At 71.1% G+C, this 17752-nt stretch carries 13 protein-coding genes; 3 read left to right on the forward strand and 10 right to left on the reverse strand.

Annotated features, from left to right (window positions below; translation table 11 throughout):
* Entirely contained in the window at positions 1 to 1584 is a 1584-nt protein-coding gene (locus ACWCP2_RS34715; RefSeq protein WP_385380693.1) for an acyl-CoA carboxylase subunit beta, read from the reverse strand.
* A gap of 340 nt (positions 1585 to 1924) precedes the next feature.
* On the opposite strand from ACWCP2_RS34715, the gene ACWCP2_RS34720 reads away from it, so the two are divergent.
* Entirely contained in the window at positions 1925 to 2536 is a 612-nt protein-coding gene (locus ACWCP2_RS34720; RefSeq protein WP_450912547.1) for a YceI family protein, read from the forward strand.
* Between the two features lie 31 nt (positions 2537 to 2567).
* Here ACWCP2_RS34720 and ACWCP2_RS34725 read toward each other — a convergent pair whose 3' ends face one another.
* From ACWCP2_RS34725 to ureA, 6 genes are all read right to left on the reverse strand, one after another.
* Positions 2568 to 3953 carry a hypothetical protein gene (locus ACWCP2_RS34725; protein ID WP_450912548.1) on the reverse strand — a complete coding sequence of 462 codons (1386 nt, stop codon included), beginning with the start codon at positions 3951 to 3953 and terminating at the stop codon, positions 2568 to 2570.
* A 121-nt stretch (positions 3954 to 4074) separates the two neighbouring features.
* On the reverse strand, positions 4075 to 5724 hold the full coding sequence (gene cimA / locus ACWCP2_RS34730; protein WP_450912549.1) for a citramalate synthase: 1650 nt from the start codon (positions 5722 to 5724) through the stop codon (positions 4075 to 4077).
* A gap of 396 nt (positions 5725 to 6120) precedes the next feature.
* A complete protein-coding gene (locus tag ACWCP2_RS34735) occupies positions 6121 to 6741 on the reverse strand; it encodes a TetR/AcrR family transcriptional regulator (RefSeq protein WP_450912550.1) in 621 nt (206 codons plus the stop codon).
* 33 nt (positions 6742 to 6774) lie between these two features.
* On the reverse strand, positions 6775 to 7815 hold the full coding sequence (locus ACWCP2_RS34740) for an agmatine deiminase family protein (protein ID WP_450912551.1): 1041 nt from the start codon (positions 7813 to 7815) through the stop codon (positions 6775 to 6777).
* Between the two features lie 80 nt (positions 7816 to 7895).
* On the reverse strand, positions 7896 to 9638 hold the full coding sequence (locus ACWCP2_RS34745; RefSeq protein WP_450912552.1) for an urease subunit alpha: 1743 nt from the start codon (positions 9636 to 9638) through the stop codon (positions 7896 to 7898).
* Positions 9635 to 10420 (reverse strand): urease subunit gamma, encoded by a 786-nt coding sequence (ureA, locus tag ACWCP2_RS34750; RefSeq protein ID WP_450912553.1) that lies wholly within the window; start codon positions 10418 to 10420, stop codon positions 9635 to 9637. Before ureA ends, ACWCP2_RS34745 begins: the two co-directional genes overlap by 4 nt.
* Positions 10421 to 10576: 156 nt before the next feature.
* On the opposite strand from ureA, the gene ACWCP2_RS34755 reads away from it, so the two are divergent.
* Entirely contained in the window at positions 10577 to 11998 is a 1422-nt protein-coding gene (locus tag ACWCP2_RS34755; RefSeq protein WP_450912554.1) for a cytosine permease, read from the forward strand.
* A gap of 88 nt (positions 11999 to 12086) precedes the next feature.
* On the opposite strand, the gene ACWCP2_RS34760 is transcribed toward ACWCP2_RS34755, so the two are convergent.
* The 3 genes from ACWCP2_RS34760 to ACWCP2_RS34770 all read right to left on the reverse strand — a co-directional run bounded on the left by ACWCP2_RS34760 (position 12087) and on the right by ACWCP2_RS34770 (position 14731).
* On the reverse strand, positions 12087 to 13175 hold the full coding sequence (locus tag ACWCP2_RS34760; protein WP_450912555.1) for a branched-chain amino acid aminotransferase: 1089 nt from the start codon (positions 13173 to 13175) through the stop codon (positions 12087 to 12089).
* Between the two features lie 231 nt (positions 13176 to 13406).
* Positions 13407 to 14447, reverse strand: a complete 1041-nt coding sequence (locus ACWCP2_RS34765) for a 3-isopropylmalate dehydrogenase (RefSeq protein ID WP_385380726.1) — start codon at positions 14445 to 14447, stop codon at positions 13407 to 13409.
* A 149-nt stretch (positions 14448 to 14596) separates the two neighbouring features.
* Positions 14597 to 14731: a hypothetical protein gene (locus ACWCP2_RS34770; protein WP_450912556.1), complete on the reverse strand. Its 135-nt coding sequence runs from the start codon at positions 14729 to 14731 to the stop codon at positions 14597 to 14599.
* Between the two features lie 886 nt (positions 14732 to 15617).
* Here ACWCP2_RS34770 and ACWCP2_RS34775 point away from each other — a divergent pair.
* Complete coding sequence (locus ACWCP2_RS34775) at positions 15618 to 17648, forward strand: phosphocholine-specific phospholipase C (RefSeq protein WP_450912557.1); 2031 nt, start codon at positions 15618 to 15620, stop codon at positions 17646 to 17648.
* The last annotated feature ends 104 nt before the right edge of the window (positions 17649 to 17752 follow it).

Consider the following 17752-nt stretch of genomic DNA (forward strand, 5'->3'; position numbering starts at 1 on the left):
CTACTGGGGCGGGTTGCCGTGCTTGCGCGACGGCAGGTCCGCGTGCTTGTTGCGGAGCATCGCGAGGGCGGCGACGAGGACTTCGCGGGTTTCCGCGGGGTCGATCACGTCGTCCACGAGGCCTCGCTCGGCCGCGTAGTAAGGGTGCATCAGCTCGGCCTTGTACTCCTTGACCATGCGCGCACGCATGGCCTCGGGGTCTTCGGCGTCCGCGATCTGCTTGCGGAAGATGACGTTGGCGGCGCCCTCGGCGCCCATCACGGCGATCTCGTTGGTCGGCCAGGCGTAGGTGAGGTCGGCGCCGATGGACTGCGAGTCCATGACGATGTACGCACCGCCGTAGGCCTTGCGCAGGATCAGCGAGATCCGCGGCACGGTCGCGTTGCAGTACGCGTACAGCAGCTTCGCGCCGTGGCGGATGATGCCGCCGTGCTCCTGGTCGACGCCCGGCAGGAAGCCGGGGACGTCCAGCAGGGTGATGATCGGGATGTTGAAGGCGTCGCAGAGCTGGACGAAGCGCGCCGCCTTCTCGGAGGCGTGGATGTCCAGGACGCCGGCGAGGTGGCCGGGCTGGTTGGCGACGATGCCGACGACCTGGCCGTCCATCCGCGCCAGGGCGCAGATGATGTTGCGGGCCCAGCGCTCGTGGATCTCCAGGACGTCGCCCTCGTCGACGAGCTCCTCGATGACCTTGAGCATGTCGTACGGGCGGTTGCCGTCGGCGGGCACGAGGTCGAGCAGGACCTCGGAGCGGCGGTCGGCCGGGTCGCTGGTCTCGTGGACCGGCGGGTTCTCGCGGTTGTTGGAGGGCAGCATCGTGATGAGGTAGCGGACCTCGGAGATGCAGGTCTCCTCGTCGTCGTACGCGAAGTGCGCCACGCCCGAGGTCTCGGCGTGCACGTCCGCGCCGCCGAGGCCGTTCTGGGTGATCTCCTCGCCGGTCACCGCGCGGACCACGTCCGGGCCGGTGATGAACATCTGCGAGGTCTCCCGGACCATGAACACGAAGTCCGTGAGGGCCGGGGAGTAGGCCGCGCCGCCCGCACAGGGGCCCAGCATCACCGAGATCTGCGGGATGACGCCCGAGGCCTTGGTGTTGCGCTGGAAGATGCCGCCGTAGCCGGCGAGCGCGGAGACGCCCTCCTGGATGCGGGCGCCGGCGCCGTCGTTGAGGGAGACCAGCGGGGCACCGGCCGCGATGGCCATGTCCATGATCTTGTGGATCTTCGTGGCGTGGGCCTCGCCCAGGGCGCCGCCGAAGATGCGGAAGTCGTGCGCGTAGACGAAGACCGTGCGGCCCTCGACCGTGCCCCAGCCGGTGATGACACCGTCGGTGTAGGGCTTCTTGGCCTCCAGGCCGAACCCGGTCGCCCGGTGGCGGCGCAGCTGCTCGACCTCCTTGAAGGAACCCTCGTCGAGCAGCAACGCGATCCGCTCACGGGCGGTGAGCTTGCCCTTGGCGTGCTGCGCTTCGGTCGCCCGGTCACTCGGGCCGCGCCGCGCCTGCTCGCGCAGGTCGTGCAGCTCGGCCACGCGCCCGCGGGCGTCCGTCGGCTCGCTCGGAATCTGGTCCACAACGGTCATGTAATGACCTTACGAAGCCGGACCGTAAAAACCCTCCGTCGAATCCACACAGTGTCGGGTGTCTTCCGCTGTCCGGGCCGGACAGAACCACTGCGGGAGCAGCCCGTCCCACCAGGCAGGACGTTGGTCCTTTGTGGGGTTTCCACAAACCACTCCCCCAAGTGGCCGCCAAGGCGTCACCAAGATGCCGTCAAGTCATCCAAGCCGCCCACAAGAGTGCGGGAGGTTGAAATTTGAACGGAATGGGTCTAGCGTCGTTCTTGTTGAAAGTTCAACGAAGCAAGAACCCCGAACCCCCGAGTGCCGGACACCGAGCGGCACCCCCCCCTTAGGAGTAGCCATGGGTCTCTTCACCCGCCGCGCCCAGGACACCGCCCCGACCGCCGTCGCCACCCTCGACGTGGACCCGGCCCTGGCCGCGCTCACCGGCGACTACGTCATCGACGCCTCCCACAGCAGCATCGGATTCACCGTCCGCCACGCGATGGTCACCAACGTGCGCGGCACCTTCGCCGAGCACGAGGGCTCCCTGCACCTGGACGGCACCGACCCGTCCCGCTCCACGGCCTCCATCGACGTGAAGATCGCCTCCGTCGACACCGGCATCGGCGACCGCGACGGCCACCTGCGCTCCGGGGACTTCTTCGACGCCGAGACCTTCCCGCTGATGACCTTCCGCTCCACCGAGGCGCAGCAGCTCGGCGGCGACAAGTACCGCATCACCGGTGAGCTGACCATCAAGGACGTCACGCGCCCGCTCTCCATCGACCTGGAGTTCGGCGGCGCGGCCACCGACGTCTACGGCAACGAGCGCGTCGGATTCGAGGGCTCCGCCGAGATCCTGCGCTCCGACTGGGGCCTGACCTGGAACGCGGCCCTGGAGACCGGTGGCGTGATGGTCAGCGACAAGGTGAAGCTGACCTTCGACATCTCGGCGATCAAGCAGGCGTGAGCCCGGTTCCACCCGGCGGGCCCGGGGGCGGCTAGAAGTCGCCCCCGCCGAACCCTCCGCCGTCGAAGCCCCCTCCTCCGCCGAAGTCCCCGCCGCCGAAGCCTCCGCCGCCGAAGTCGGACGGGTTGAAGTCGGCCCCGGAGACGTCGCCCCCGTCGAAGCCGCCGCCCCCCGCGTCGAAGCCGTTGCCGCCGCCGAAGTCCGAGGCGTAGGCCGGACTGGACATCATCGAACCGAGCATCGTGCCCATGAGCAGGCCGGGCAGCATGCCGCCGCCGAAGTAGCCGCCGGCCCAGGGACCGTACGCCGGGCCGGCGTCGTAGTAGGGGCGCGGACCGTGTTCGGTCTCGACGGTGCGGACCGCCGGGTCCTGGCCGTCGCGCAGCCGTACGGCGTCCGCCGCGCAGACCGGGACCGTACGGGCGGCCCCGCCCGCCGGGGCCCAGGCCGCGTCCTCCGTGCTCGGGCCGTGGCGCGGGTCGAAGAAGCAGGGCGCCCGGCGCTCGGGCAGCGGCAGGCCCTGACGGCGCGCGTCGAGGCGGGCCAGGGCGTACCGGCCGTCCTCCAGCGCCTGGGTGACTCCCTTGACCTCCTCCGGGTACCGCACCGAGGCCATGATCTGCTTGGCCTTCTCGTAGGAGTCGAGGCCCTGCTCGTAGTCGGCGCGCATGGCGTCGTCGGCGCCGGGCTCACCGGGGTGGAAGTCCAGGCGCTCCAGCTCCTCGCCGAAGGCCGTGATGTCCTCGTCGACGACCACGCTCAGCCGTGCGACGGACTCGCGCCGGAGCTCTTCCTTCTTCTTGCGGTTGCGCTTGACCAGTGCGTACGCCCCGCCACCGCCGACGGCCACCACCACGCCGAGCCCGATCAGGGCGCCCACCGGGGCCCCGTCGTCGGCCGCGGCGCCGCCCCAGGAGGCGGGGGCCTTGCCCTTGGCCTGGGCGAGGGCCTGGTCCACGAAGTTGTTGATCTCGGTGTTCGCGTCGGCGGGTCCGCCCGCCTTGACGGCGTCGACCAGGTTGCGTACGGCGTTGTTCGGCATGACGGCCCGGTCGGCGCCGGCATTGAAACCGTCCCCGAGCCGGATCGCGTAGAGCCCGGTGATCCCGGTCTCGGTACGGACCGTCTTCAGCACGCTGGCGGCCGGGTACTCGGCGGTGGCCGGCAGCACCGCCACGAAGACCGGCTTCCCGGCGTCCCTGATCTTCTTCGCGAGCGCGTCCGCCTGCGCGGGCGACAGCTGCGCGGCGGCGCGGGGGTCGACGTAGACCGGCCCCTTCTTGAGGGCCTCCGCCACGGTGGTGGTCCCGTCGGCGGCCGACGCCCCCGGGGCGACCAGCAGCGCGGTCGCGGACAGCGCCAGCAGCAGAGCGGCCAGCAGCGATCCCGTACGTACGGATATAAGCCTGGTCCTCATAGCCACGACGCTACCCGAACGGGGGTAATCCTGTGTGAGCTGGACATAAGGGCCACCGCCCCGGACGGAACGGCTCGGGCCTTGCCGTGCCGCCCCCGGACGGGTCCGGGGGCGGCCAGGACTACTCCGCCGGTTCCACGCCCGCATGGAGGAGGCCGTAGGTGAAGGCGTCCTCCAGGGCCTGCCAGGAGGCCGCGATGACGTTCGGGGCGACGCCGACCGTGTTCCATTCACGGGTCCCGTCCGTGGTGGTGACCAGGACCCGGGTCGTGGACGCCGTGCCGTGTGCGCCCTCCAGGATGCGGACCTTGTAGTCGATCAGCTCGAACTTCGCGAGCTGGGGGTAGAAGCGCTCCAGGGCGACCCGCAGCGCGCGGTCCAGGGCGTTGACCGGGCCGTTGCCCTCCGCCGTCGCGACGATCCGCTCGCCCTTGGCCCACAGCTTCACCGTGGCCTCGTTGGCGTGCGTGCCGTCGGGGCGGTCCTCGACGATGGCCCGCCAGGACTCGATGCGGAAGTACTTGCGCGCCCGGCCCTCGGCCTCGGCGCGCAGCAGCAGTTCGAAGGAGGCGTCTGCGGCCTCGTACGTGTAGCCCTGGAGCTCGCGCTCCTTGACCCGCTCCACCACCCGGGACACCAGCGCGCGGTCCCCGCCGAGGTCGACGCCGAGCTCCTTGCCCTTGAGCTCGATGGAGGCCCGGCCGGCCATGTCGGAGACGAGCATCCGCATCGTGTTGCCGACCCGCGCGGGGTCGATGTGCTGGTACAGGTCCGGGTCGACCTTGATCGCCGAGGCGTGCAGGCCCGCCTTGTGCGCAAAGGCGGAGACGCCGACGTAGGGCTGGTGCGTGGAGGGGGTGAGGTTGACGACCTCGGCGATGGCGTGCGAGATCCGGGTCATCTCGGCCAGCGCGCCCGCCGGCAGGACCGTGCGGCCGTACTTGATCTCCAGCGCGGCGACGACCGGGAAGAGGTTGGCGTTGCCGACCCGCTCGCCGTAGCCGTTCGCGGTGCACTGCACGTGGGTGGCGCCCGCGTCCACGGCGGCCAGCGTGTTGGCGACGGCGCATCCGGTGTCGTCCTGGGCGTGGATGCCCAGGCGGGCCCCGGTGTCGGCCAGTACGGTCGCCACGGTCGCGGCGATCTGCGCGGGCAGCATGCCGCCGTTGGTGTCGCACAGGACCACGACGTCGGCGCCGGCCTCGTGGGCGGCGCGTACGACGGACTTCGCGTACTCGGCGTTGGCCCGGTAGCCGTCGAAGAAGTGCTCGCAGTCGACGAAGACCCGGCGGCCCTCGGAGACCAGGTGGGCGACGGTGTCGCGGACCATCTCCAGGTTCTCTTCGAGGGTGGTGCGCAGCGCGAGCTCGACGTGCCGGTCGTGGGACTTGGCGACCAGGGTGATCACCGGGGCGCCGGACTCCAGCAGGGCGCGGACCTGCGGGTCGGTGGCGGCCGAGCCGCCCGCCCGGCGGGTCGCGCCGAAGGCGACGAGCTGGGCGTGCTTGAAGTCGATCTCCGCGCGGGCACGCGAGAAGAACTCCGTGTCGCGCGGGTTGGCGCCGGGCCAGCCGCCCTCGATGAAGCCCACCCCGAAGTCGTCCAGGTGCCGGGCGATCGTCAGCTTGTCCGCGACCGTGAGGTTGATGCCCTCACGCTGGGCGCCGTCGCGCAGGGTCGTGTCGAAGACGTGGAACCCGTCTTCGACACCGCCGGAATCGCCGGGGCCCGAAGCCGGCGCAGCCGGCTCGTTCGCCTCTGTCGTCGTCATGCTGATCTGACTCCTGTCGGATGGGTGGTTCCGGATGCCCGCCCTCGGGCAGGCCGACGCCACTGCCCCCATCATCGCGCGCTGCCCGATTCCGGCGTGTTCGGGCCGGAAAACGAAAAAACCTCTCGCGGGTGCGAGAGGTTTGCGCGCGGGTCTGGGGCACGGTGGCCGCCTCCGCGAAGTTCTTCCGCGGCTCAGCGGCCACTGGGGACCGGCGCGCTGCTGTCCATAATCATGAGCTGAGCAGGCACGCTCGGCAGTCTGCCATACCGCATGCCGCGCATGGACGGGGATCTCAGCATGCGGTCAGGCCCGTCCGCGGGGCGGGCGGGGCGTACGGGGCGGCGCGTACGGGAACGGACGTACGGGACCGGCCGCCCCGGGCCGGCCCGCGGCTCAGACCCGGGTGCCCGGGGTCAGTGCCTCGCTGAGGAACTCGGCGACGTGCTCCAGGATGTCGCCCCGCCCTATCCCGGGCAGGCCGACGGCGACCTGGATGCTGAACCCGTCGAGCAGGGCCCGCAGCCGCGCCCCGAAGCGGTCCGGGTCGACCGGGCGGAACTCCCCGCGCGAGATGCCTTCGGCGAGCAGGGCCACCAGGTCGCGGTGCCAGGCGCCCTCGATGGCCCCCTGGCGCTCCCGCTCCCCCGGTCCCGCGTTCTGCGAGCGGTTCCACACCTCCAGCCACAGGGTCCAGTGCGGGTCCCGCGCGCCCTCGGGCACGTACAGGTCCACGTACGCCTGCAGGCGCTCGCGCGCCGGGCCCCGGCGCGACAGCAGGGCGCGGCGGCGGGCGCCGAGCGCCGCCTCGCTCCACTCCAGGGTCTGCAGCAGGAGCTCGTCCTTGGTGCCGAAGTAGTAGAGGAGGTGGCCGCTGCTCATGCCGACCTCGCGGCCCAGGCCGGCCATGGTCAGACCGTCCAGGCCGCGCTCGGCGATGGTGGCCATGGCGGCGACCAGTACGTCCTCGCGCGGCGGCGCGTTCTTGCGCGCGGCACGTACCTCACCCGCGACCATGGCCCACTCCTCGTCCCGGCCGCCCCCCTGGGGTCAGACCTTCGGCTGCTGCTGGGTGATGCAGTGGATACCGCCACCCCCGGCGAAAATCGTACGTGCGTCGACGAGCGTCACGGTCCGCTCCGGGAACAGACCGCGGAAGATCTCCGCCGCCTCCTCGTCGCGCGGGTCGTCGAAGGCGCACAGGACCACGCCGCCGTTGCACAGGTAGTGGTTGATGTAGGAGTAGTCGACCCACTCCCCGTCCTCCTCCAGCACGGTCGGGGCCGGGATCTCCACGACCTCCAGCTGCCGTCCGCGGGCGTCGGTGGAGGCGCGCAGGATGGCGGCGATGGTCTTGCCGCGCTCGTGGTCCGGGTGGGCCGGGTCGGGCTGGCTGTGGACCATGACCACGCCGGGGCGCGCGAAGGCGGCGACGATGTCGACGTGGCCCTGGGTGCCGTAGGTGCCGTAGTCGCCGGCCAGGCCGTACGGGAGCCAGATCGCCTTGGTGGTGCCCAGGTGGGCGTGGATCTCGGCCTCGACCTGCTCGCGGGTCCAGTCGGGGTTGCGGCCCTTGCCGAGCTGCACGGTGTCGGTGAGGAGCACGGTGCCCTCGCCGTCCACGTGGATGGCGCCGCCCTCGTTGACCAGGGCGGTGCTGTAGGTGCGGGTGCCGACGAGGCCGGAGATCTCCCGGGCGATCTTCGAGTCGTGGTCCCAGCGGGCCCAGTCCTGGGCGCCCCAGCCGTTGAAGGTCCAGTCGACGGCGGCGAGCTCGCCCGCGTCGTTGGTGACGAAGGTCGGGCCGATGTCGCGCATCCACGCGTCGTCGAGCTCGCGCTCCACCAGCTCGATGTCGTCGCCGACGACGGCGCGGGCGCTCTCCGCGTCACCGGGCGAGACGACCAGGGTCACGGGCTCGTACGAGCGCACCGCGCGGGCGACCGCGCCCCAGGCCTGGCGGGCTTCGGCGAGCTCCTGCTCGTTGGTGAAGGTGGGGTTGGGGCTGGGCCAGGCCATCCAGGTGCGCTCGTGGGGCATCCACTCGGCGGGCATCCGGAATCCGGCGTTCACGGGCGTGGTGTCGGTCATGGCAGGGAGGTCCTTAAAGGCTGTGCTGGCTTAGAGGCTGAGCAGGCTGAGAGGCTGAGAGGCTGAGAGGCTGAGCCGGCTTACAAGAAGTACAGGCGGTTGAGGGAGACCGATTCGGCGGCTTCGGAGCGCAGCGGTTCTCCGTCGAGGGAGACGAGTCCGCTGCGCGCGTCCACATCGACCGCGCCCACCCGGGAGTTGAGGAGCAGGTTCCCCGGGCCGATGCCTCGGGTGCCGCGGACGGCGACCCGGCGCCGGCGGGTCGGCATCCCGTCGCCGCCGAGGGCCGCGGCGGCGGCCGAGACGAAGGCGACGGAGATGTCGGCCGCGGTGGCCCCGTACGAGCCGAACTGCGGTCCGAGGACGAGCGGTTCGCACGTGTCGGTGGCGGCGTTGGGGTCACCGGTGACCCCGTAGGCCGGGAAGCCGGACTTGAGGACCAGCTGCGGCTTGGCACCGAAGAACTGGGGGCGCCAGAGCACGATGTCGGCGAGCTTGCCGACCTCGATGGAGCCGATCTCGTGGGCCAGGCCGTGGGCGATGGCCGGGTTGATGGTCAGCTTGGCCATGTAGCGCAGGACGCGGGCGTTGTCGTCGCCCTCGCCGTCGCCGTCGAGCGGGCCGAGCTCGCCCTTCATCTTGGCGGCCATGGCGAAGGTGCGGCGGATGGTCTCGCCCGCGCGGCCCATGCCCTGGGCGTCGGAGGAGGTGATGCCGATCGCACCGAGGTCGTGCAGGACGTCCTCGGCCCCCATCGTGCCGGCGCGGATCCGGTCGCGGGCCATGGCGGCGTCGCCGGGGAGGTCCGGCTTGAGGTCGTGGACGGAGACGATCATGCCGTAGTGCTCGGCGACCGCGTCCCGGCCGAAGGGCAGGGTCGGGTTGGTGGAGGAGCCGATGACGTTCGGCACGCCCGCCATCTTGAGCACGTTGGGGACGTGTCCGCCGCCGCAGCCCTCGATGTGGAAGGCGTGGATGGTCCGGCCGTCCAGCACCCGCAGGGTGTCCTCGACGGAGAGGCATTCGTTGAGGCCGTCGCTGTGCAGGGCGACCTGGACGTCGTACTCCTCGGCGACCCGCAGGGCGGTGTCCAGGGCGCGGGTGTGCGCGCCCATGTCCTCGTGGACCTTGAAGCCGCAGGCCCCGCCTTCGGCGAGTGCCTCGACCAGCGGGGCCGGGTCCGAGGAGGAGCCGCGGGCGAGGAAGCCGATGTTGACGGGCCAGGCGTCGAAGGCGTTGAAGGCGTGCTTCAGCGCCCACGGCGAGTTGACGCCGACGCCCCAGACGGGGCCGAACTCCTGCCCGATGATCGTGGTGACGCCCGCGGCGAGCGAGGCCTCCATGATGCGCGGGGAGAGCAGGTGCACGTGGGTGTCGACGGCGCCGGCGGTGGCGATCATGCCCTCGCCGGAGACGATGCTCGTCCCCGTGCCGACCACCACGTCCACCCCGTCGAGGGTGTCGGGGTTGCCGGCCCGGCCGATCGCGTGGATGCGGCCCTCGCGGATGCCGATGGAGACCTTGCGGATGCCGAGGACGGCGTCGATGACCAGCACGTTGCTGATCACCACGTCGCAGGTGTCGCGGACGGCGGCGGCCTTCAGGTGCAGTCCGTCGCGGGCGGTCTTGCCGAACCCGGCCAGGAACTCGTCCCCGGGCTTCTGGGAGTCGGACTCCACGCGGACGGTCAGCCCGGAGTCGCCGAGCCGGACCCGGTCGCCGGCGCGGGGGCCGAAGACGGAGGCGTACTCGTGCGGGTCGATGTGGCGGCTGCCGGGCGCGCAGTGCGCGCTGTGGTCCGTGTGGGGTGTCTGCCGGCTCATGCACTCGTCCCTTCCGGGCGGTCGTCGGCTTCGGCGGCTGCGTCCGTACCTGCGTCGGCATCGGTGTCGGCGTTGGCGTCGGCCTCCGCGTCGGGAGCCGCGGCCGCGCCGAGATAGCCGCAGGCCCCGGCGCGGGTCAGCGCCAGTTCCTTGGCTCCGGGAGCGTCCAGCGGGCCGTCCACCAGTCCGGCGAAGCCGATGGCGATGCGTGCGCCGCCGATCGGGACCAGGGCGACCTCGGCCTCGCCGCCGGGGTCGAAGCGGACCGAGGAGCCCGCCGGGACGCACAGCCGCATGCCGTACGCCGCCGCACGGTCGAAGTCGAGCCGCGGGTTGGCCTCGAAGAAGTGGAAGTGGGAGGTGACGCTGACCGGCACCGGCGCGGTGTTGCGTACGCGCAGGTGGACCGCGGGCTCCGGCTGGGGGGCGCCGGGGCCGGGCAGGACCGCGCCCGGGGCGTCCTCGCCCAGGCCGGCGGCGCCGCGGATCGGGGACGAGACCACCGCGAGACGGGATCCGTCGTCGAAGACGGCCTCCACGTGCACCTCGGTGACCACGTCGCTGACGCCGGGCAGGACATCGTCCGGGCCCAGCACGGAGCGGGCCTCCTCGATGGCCTCCGCCAGCCGCTTGCCGTCGCGCGCGGCCTCGCAGACCGTGTCCGCGATGAGCGCGGTGGCCTCCGGGACGTTGAGCCTGAGGCCGCGGGCCCGCCGGGCCCTGGCCAGTTCCGCAGCACCGCGGAGCAGCAGCCGGTCGCGCTCCGTAGGGGTCAGCCGCACGCCGATCCACCACCCTTCGAGTCGATGGGTTAGAGCATCACTCTAACTCTTCATTTGTCTGCAATGAAGCATTGACCTGAGACGTGGGCTTAGGTCACATTGAGTGTCGCTCAAACATTGCTCTGCCACCCCCCGCCCTGCCAAGGGAGTCCCCCCATGCCCATCGAACAGCGCGGAGTCGACACCATTCCGGAGGAGGAACGGACGAGTGGTCCACGTGACCTGATCTCGATCCTCCTCGGCTCCAATCTCTGCCTCGGTGTGATCGTCTTCGGCTGGCTGCCCCCGTCCTTCGGACTGGGGCTGTGGCCGTCGGTCACCGCCATCGTGACCGGCACCCTCGTCGGTATAGCGGTCACCGCGCCGCTGGCTCTGGTGTCCCTTCGCACGGCGACCAACCTCTCCACGTCCAGCGGAGCCCAGTTCGGCGTCCGCGGCCGGCTCGTCGGCTCGATCGTGGGCCTGCTGCTCTCCCTGGGCTACACCGCGCTGACCCTGTGGATCGGCGGCGACGTGATGGTCGGCGTCCTCTCCCGGCTCACCGGACTGCCGGACACCGGCATCTCGCGGGCCGCGATGTACGGCGTGCTCGCCGCGTGCACCGTCGTCGGGGCCGTCTTCGGCTACCGGCTGCTGCTGCGCATGAGCAAGGTGCTCTCCATCGGCATGGTGGTCCTGCTGGCCATCGGCGTCTTCGCCTACGCCCCGGACTTCACCGCCACCGCCACGGAGCCCTCGTACCTCCTCGGCTCCTTCTGGCCCACCTGGCTGCTCGCGGCCGTCGCCGCCGGGCTCAGCGGTCCCGTCGCCTTCATCACCCTGCTCGGCGACTACACCCGCTACGTCTCCCCCGCCAGGCACAGCCCCCGCAAGGTGTTCTGGGCCACCGGCTTCGGCCTCCTGATCGGCCTGCTGATCCCGCAGCTGTTCGGCACCTACACCGCGCTCGCCGCCGGGGCAGGCGCCGACGACTACGCCGGACCGCTCGTGGCCGCGTCGCCGTTCTGGTACCTGGTCCCGCTGCTCGCCGCCGCCGCGGCCGGCTCGGTGGGCAACGCCGGGCTGATGCTGTACTCCATGGGCCTGGACCTCGACGCCATCGTCCCCAAGGCCACCCGCACCAAGGCCACCGTGATCGCCGCCGCCGTCGCCACCGCCTTCGTCTTCGTCGGTTCCTTCGAGTGGAACGTGCAGTCCGCGATGACCTCCTTCGTGCTGCTGCTGACCGCGATCGGCACCCCGTGGGCCGTGATCACCCTGATCGGCTTCGTCCGGTGCCGGGGCCAGTACGACGCCGACGCGCTCCAGGTCTTCAACCGCCGCTCGGTGGGCGGGATCTACTGGTACCGCGGCGGCTGGAACCTGCGCGCCACTGCCTCCTGGGTGATCGGCGCGGGTGTCGGCCTGCTCGCCGTGAGCACCCCCTTCTACGAGGGCCCGCTGCTCGCCCTGACCGGCGGGGTGGACTGCTCCTTCATCTTCTCCGGACTCGCCGGCGGCCTGGTCTACGCGGCGCTGACCGCCCGCACCGCCCCCGCCCCGGTCGTGGAGCCCGCCGAGGAGCCGGTCGCCGCGTAGGACTCCCCCGCGACTCCCGCGTACGGACGAAGGCCCGCGCCCCCTGGATCCAGGGGGCGCGGGCCTTCGTGCGTACGGACCGCCGGCTCTAGCCCAGCGGGTGCATCCAGCCGTGGGTGTCGGCGTTGTGGCCGGTCTGGAGGTCCAGGAGGGCCTTGCGGAGCTTCATGGTGACCTCGCCGGGCTCGCCGGTGCCCTGGGTCCAGTTCGCGCGCTCCGACTTGACGGAGCCGACCGGGGTGATCACGGCGGCCGTGCCGCAGGCGAAGACCTCGGTGAGGGTGCCGTTCTCGTTGTCGCGCTTCCAGTCCTCGGTGGTGATGCGGCCCTCCTCGGCGGTGTAGCCGAGGTCGCGGGCGATGGTGAGGAGGGAGTCGCGGGTGATGCCGGGGAGGAGCGAGCCGGTGAGCTCGGGGGTGACGATGCGGTCGCCGTACACGAAGTACAGGTTCATCCCGCCCATCTCCTCGATCCAGCGGTGCTCGACCGCGTCGAGCCAGACCACCTGGTCGCAGCCGTGCTCGGCGGCCTGGGCCTGCGCGACGAGCGAGGCCGCGTAGTTGCCGCCGGTCTTGGCCGCGCCGGTGCCGCCCTTGGCGGCGCGGACGTACTCCTCGGAGAGCCAGACGGAGACGGGCTTGACGCCCCCGGGGAAGTAGGCGCCGGCCGGGGAGGCGATGACGATGAAGAGGAACTCGTTCGCCGGGCGGACGCCGAGGCCGACCTCGGTGGCGAACATGAAGGGGCGCAGGTAGAGCGAGGCCTCGCCGGAGTCCGGCACCCAGGCGCGGTCCTGCTTGATCAGCGCGTCACAGGCGTCGATGAACAGCTCGGTCGGCAGCTCCGGCATCGCCATCCGGCGGGCGGAGGCCTGGAAGCGCTCGGCGTTGGCCTGCGGGCGGAAGGTGGCGACGGTGCCGTCGGGCTGCTTGTACGCCTTCAGCCCCTCGAAGATGGTCTGCGCGTAGTGCAGGGTCATGTTCGCCGGGTCCATCGACAGCGGCGCGTACGGGACCAGCTCGGCGTCGTGCCAGCCGCGGCCCTCGGTCCACTTGACCGTCACCATGTGGTCGGTGAAGTGGCGGCCGAAGCCGGGGCTCGCCAGGATCGCCTCGCGCTCCGCGGCGGACAGGGGGTTCGAGGAGGGCTTCAGCTCGATCGTGGGCGTCGTCGTCATGAGTGCTTGTCCTTCACCGGTTTTGTAGGGCGGACCGCGCTCACGGCGTACTAGGACGTCCGAGCTTCCCCGTATTCCGCGGCCTCGCGTTCGATTATCGCGCGCGAGAGGACTTCGGTGAAACGGGGTGAATGCGGCCCAGGGGAGATGGTGGCACCCGGGGCCGCACAGGAAAAGCCGCCGGGTGCGGTGGTCGCGACCCGGCGGCTTCCTGGAGGTGGGGCTACCGGGTCAGCCGGCTACGCGCGCGGCGAGGGCGTCGCCGATGGCGTCGGTGGAGCGGAAGGTGCCGTCGCGCTCGGCGAGGTCGGCGGAGACCGCGTCCTCGATGCGGGCGGCCTGGGCCTCGTAGCCGAGGTGGCGCAGCAGGAGGGCGACCGAGAGGATCGTCGCGGTCGGGTCGGCCTTGCCGGTGCCGGCGATGTCCGGGGCCGAGCCGTGGACGGGCTCGAACATGGACGGGAAGGCGCCGGTCGGGTTGATGTTCCCGGAGGCGGCCAGGCCGATTCCGCCGGTCACGGCGGCGGCCAGGTCGGTGAGGATGTCACCGAAGAGGTTGTCCGTGACGATGACGTCGAAGCGCTCCGGCTGGGTGACGAAGAAGATCGTCGCGGCGTCGACGTGCAGGTAGTCGGTGGTGACCTCGGGGTACTCCTGGCCGACCTTGTCGAAGATGTTCTTCCACAGGTGACCGGCGTAGACGAGGACGTTGTTCTTGTGGACCAGCGTCAGCTTCTTGCGCGGGCGGGCGTTGGCGCGCTCGTACGCGTCACGGACCACGCGCTCGACGCCGTAGGCGGTGTTGAGGCTGACCTCGGTGGCCACCTCGGCCGGGGTGCCGGTGCGCAGGCTGCCGCCGTTGCCGGTGTACGGGCCTTCGGTGCCCTCGCGGACCACGACGAAGTCGATCTCCGGGCGGCCGGCGAGCGGGGTGGCCGTGTTGGGGAAGAGCTTCGAGGGGCGCAGGTTGATGAAGTGGTCGAAGGCGAAGCGGAGCTTCAGCAGCAGACCGCGCTCCAGGACGCCCGACGGGACCGAGGGGTCGCCGATGGCGCCCAGCAGGATCGCGTCGTGGTGCTTGAGGGCCTCGAGCTCCGCGTCCGGGAGGGTTTCACCGGTGCGGTGCCAGCGCTGGGCGCCGAGGTCGTACTCCTTGGTCTCCAGCTTCACATCCTGGGGCAGGACCGCGGTAAGGACCTTGAGGCCCTGAGCCACGACTTCCTGGCCGATGCCATCACCGGGGATCACTGCGAGATTGATGCTGGTCGACATGGTGGAACCGTACTCCTTGTCCCATCCCTCAGACATATGGAGTCCACCATGTGGACGCCATATGTCCGGTTCCGGGAATTGCCCGGCGGCGGGCCGGGGACCTGATTGCGGCAGGCCGGCGGCCGGGCCGGGGCCGGGGCGGAGGCCCGTCAGTGGCCGGTCGAGCCGCCGTTGTCGCGGCGGTCCAGGGCGCGCTGCAGGGCGGCGGCCGCGTTCTTGCGGTCGGCGTCGGCGGAGGCGGAGCGGCGGACACGGCGGGCGGTGGTGGTGGGGGTGTGCGTCATGGTGATCGACTCCTTGAGATCACGGCGTGGCGGGGCCACGGATGAGGGGTTCCTTCAAGGCGCCGGATGAGGCGGGGAGCGGTGCGCGGCAGGGGTTGCCTGCCATGGGGCGCGCGCTCTCGACCGCCATTCGCCGGATCGGCGAGACGTTCGGCTTCTACAACGTAAGCCAGCTCCGTCTGTATGTCTCCGCAATTACTCGGACTTCCTACTATCTGAGACGCCGCACGGCCCGGAGGGCCTCTTACGGAGCTCCGTTCTCAGCCGCTCCGGGGGCGAAGTTCCCTGATCAGAGCCCGTACGGCGAGAGTGGTGGCGGATTCCGGTGGGGTGACGTACCCCACGTGTCCCACCGGCCCCTCGGGACCCAAACCGGTGACCTCCACCGCTCCGGTCGCCTCCCGGAGGGGCAGCTCGGGCATGATCGCCGCGCCGAGCCCCTGGCCGGCCGGCGGGCGGCGTCGGAACCGCCTCCGGCCACATCGCCCGGCCGCTCGGCGCCCGCCGGATTCCCGACCGCTCCCCCGCCGCGCCCCGCAACCTCTGCGAGGTCGTACACAAGCCGCTGCGCCTGGAAGGGGTATTGGTTCGCAATCACACCAATCTGACAGGACGAGCTGGAGGACTTCCGCGTCCCCCCTCTGCGCAGTGGCCGGATCGGCACCGGCACCACCGTTGTACAGGGATTTGATCACACGGTGGAGGCCTTCCGGGGCATGCTCCGAGGGGACGATCTCGGCAAGATGCCCGTACGGGGCGACGGCTGAATCAGGCCACCCGGATGTTCACCGGTTTCTTACCGCACGGTTGTAGACCTTTGGCGCGACTGCCGCCACGCTTGCCGTCAATGTGCCGCCGGGGCACTTGAGTTGGAGGCGAGCAGCCAGTGACACCTATCAGCCGCAGAGGATTCGTGGGAATCGGCGCCGGGCTGATGGCGGGCGCGACCCTGCCCGCGATCGCGCCGTCCTCGGCGGCCGCGGCCACCGCGTCCGGCACGATCACCGACGTGAAACACGTGGTGATCCTGATGCAGGAGAACCGCAGCTTCGACCACTACTTCGGCAAGCTGAAGGGTGTCCGCGGGTTCGGCGACCGCGCCGCCGGCAACATCCCGGGCGGCTGGGGCATGTTCAACCAGCCCAACTGGGGCGGCCGCCAGTACCCGTGGAAGCTCAGCTCCACCCCGCCGGTGGGCGGGGTGGACGGCGAGACCCTCGCCCAGTGCAACGGCGACCTCCCGCACAGCTGGACCTCGCAGCACGCGGCCTGGAACAAGGGCCGCATGGACAACTTCGTCACCGGCGTCGGCAACACCCGCACCCTCGGGTACCTCGACCGCGGCGACATACCGTTCCACTACGGCCTCGCCGACAACTACACGATCTGCGACGCCTACTTCTGCTCCACCCTGAGCGCGACCGGCCCCAACCGCACCTTCCTGTGGAGCGGCAAGGTCGACGCGGGCAGCAAGGACGGCGGCGACGAGTCCGGGCTGACCTGGGAGACGTACGCGGAGGCCCTCCAGCGCGCCGGGATGAGCTGGAAGGTCTACCAGAACGCCCAGGACAACTACGGGGACAACGGGCTCGCCTACTTCAAGAAGTTCACGGACGCCGCCCCCGGCAACCCCCTGTGGGACCGCGGCATGGGCTCCGTCCCCAAGGTCACCGGCTCCACCCCCGACGACATCGCCGCCGCCATCCGCGCGGACGTGGTCGCCGGCACCCTCCCGCAGGTCTCCTGGGTCGTGGCGAACGAGGCCTTCTCCGAGCACCCGTACGCCCCGCCCGGCGACGGCGCGCACTTCGTGGACCTGGTCTACCGCGCGCTCTCGGCCAACCCGGAGGTCTTCGACTCCACCGTCCTGTTCCTCAACTACGACGAGAACGACGGCTTCTTCGACCACGTCCCACCGCCGGTCGCCCCGCCCGGCACCGCGGGCGAGTACATCGACGGCACCCCGATCGGGCTCGGCTTCCGCGTCCCGATGATCGTGATGTCCCCGTGGACCCGCGGCGGCTGGGTCAGCTCCGAGGTCTTCGACCACACCTCGGTCCTGCGCTTCATGGAGAAGTGGACGGCGGCCCTCGGCACTCCCGCCACCTGTCCGAACATCAGCGCGTGGCGCCGCAAGGTGACCGGGGACCTGACGGGCGTCTTCGACTTCGCGCACCCGGTCTACGGGGTTCCCGCGGGCCTGCCCTCCACGGCCAAGGTCATCGGCCAGGCGACCTGCGGCCCGCTGTCCAACCCCGTGCCGCAGGACAACGCGCAGCCGGTGCAGGAGGCCGGGACCCGGCCCGCGCGCGCCCTTCCGTACCAGGTCAACGGGAACCTGGACCGCTTCGAGTTCGGCTCGGGCGGCAAGATCCTGGCCTGGTTCTCGATGACGAACGCGGGCGCGGAGGCCAAGCAGGCGGCGCACTTCTCGATCCACCCGCACCAGTACCGGGACACGGCGGCCTGGCAGTACACGGTGGACGCCGGCGCCACGTCGACGGACTACTTCAACATCGGCACGGGCAGCGGCTCCGGCAAGTACGACATCTCGATGTACGGGCCGAACCGCTTCCTGCGGCGCTTCATCGGTGACGCGTCGAAGGCGGGGAAGTCCATCGAGGTCGCGTCCCGCTTCGCGGTGGAGCCGGGCACCGGCAAGACGGCGCTCTACCTCAAGATGACCAACGCCTCCGCCTCCCCGGTCACCTTCACGATCCGCGCGAACGCCTACCGCACGGACGGCCCGTGGACGTACACCGTGCCGGCGAACTCCTCGCGCGAGGACTACTTCAACGCCGTCGCCTACAGCAACGGCTGGTACGACTTCACGGTCCTCGCCGACTCCGACGGCACCTGGTCGCGCCGGTACACGGGGCACATCGAGACGGGCGCCCCGAGCATCAGCGGCAGCTAGAGGACGTCGCCCTCGCGCCAGTCGAAGTCGAGCCGCCCGGCGGGGTCGCGTCCTTGAGGACCTTCTCGGTGGCAAGGGTGCCAACCTCGCAGAGATGACCAACC

This window comes from Streptomyces sp. NPDC002104 (assembly GCF_053593795.1).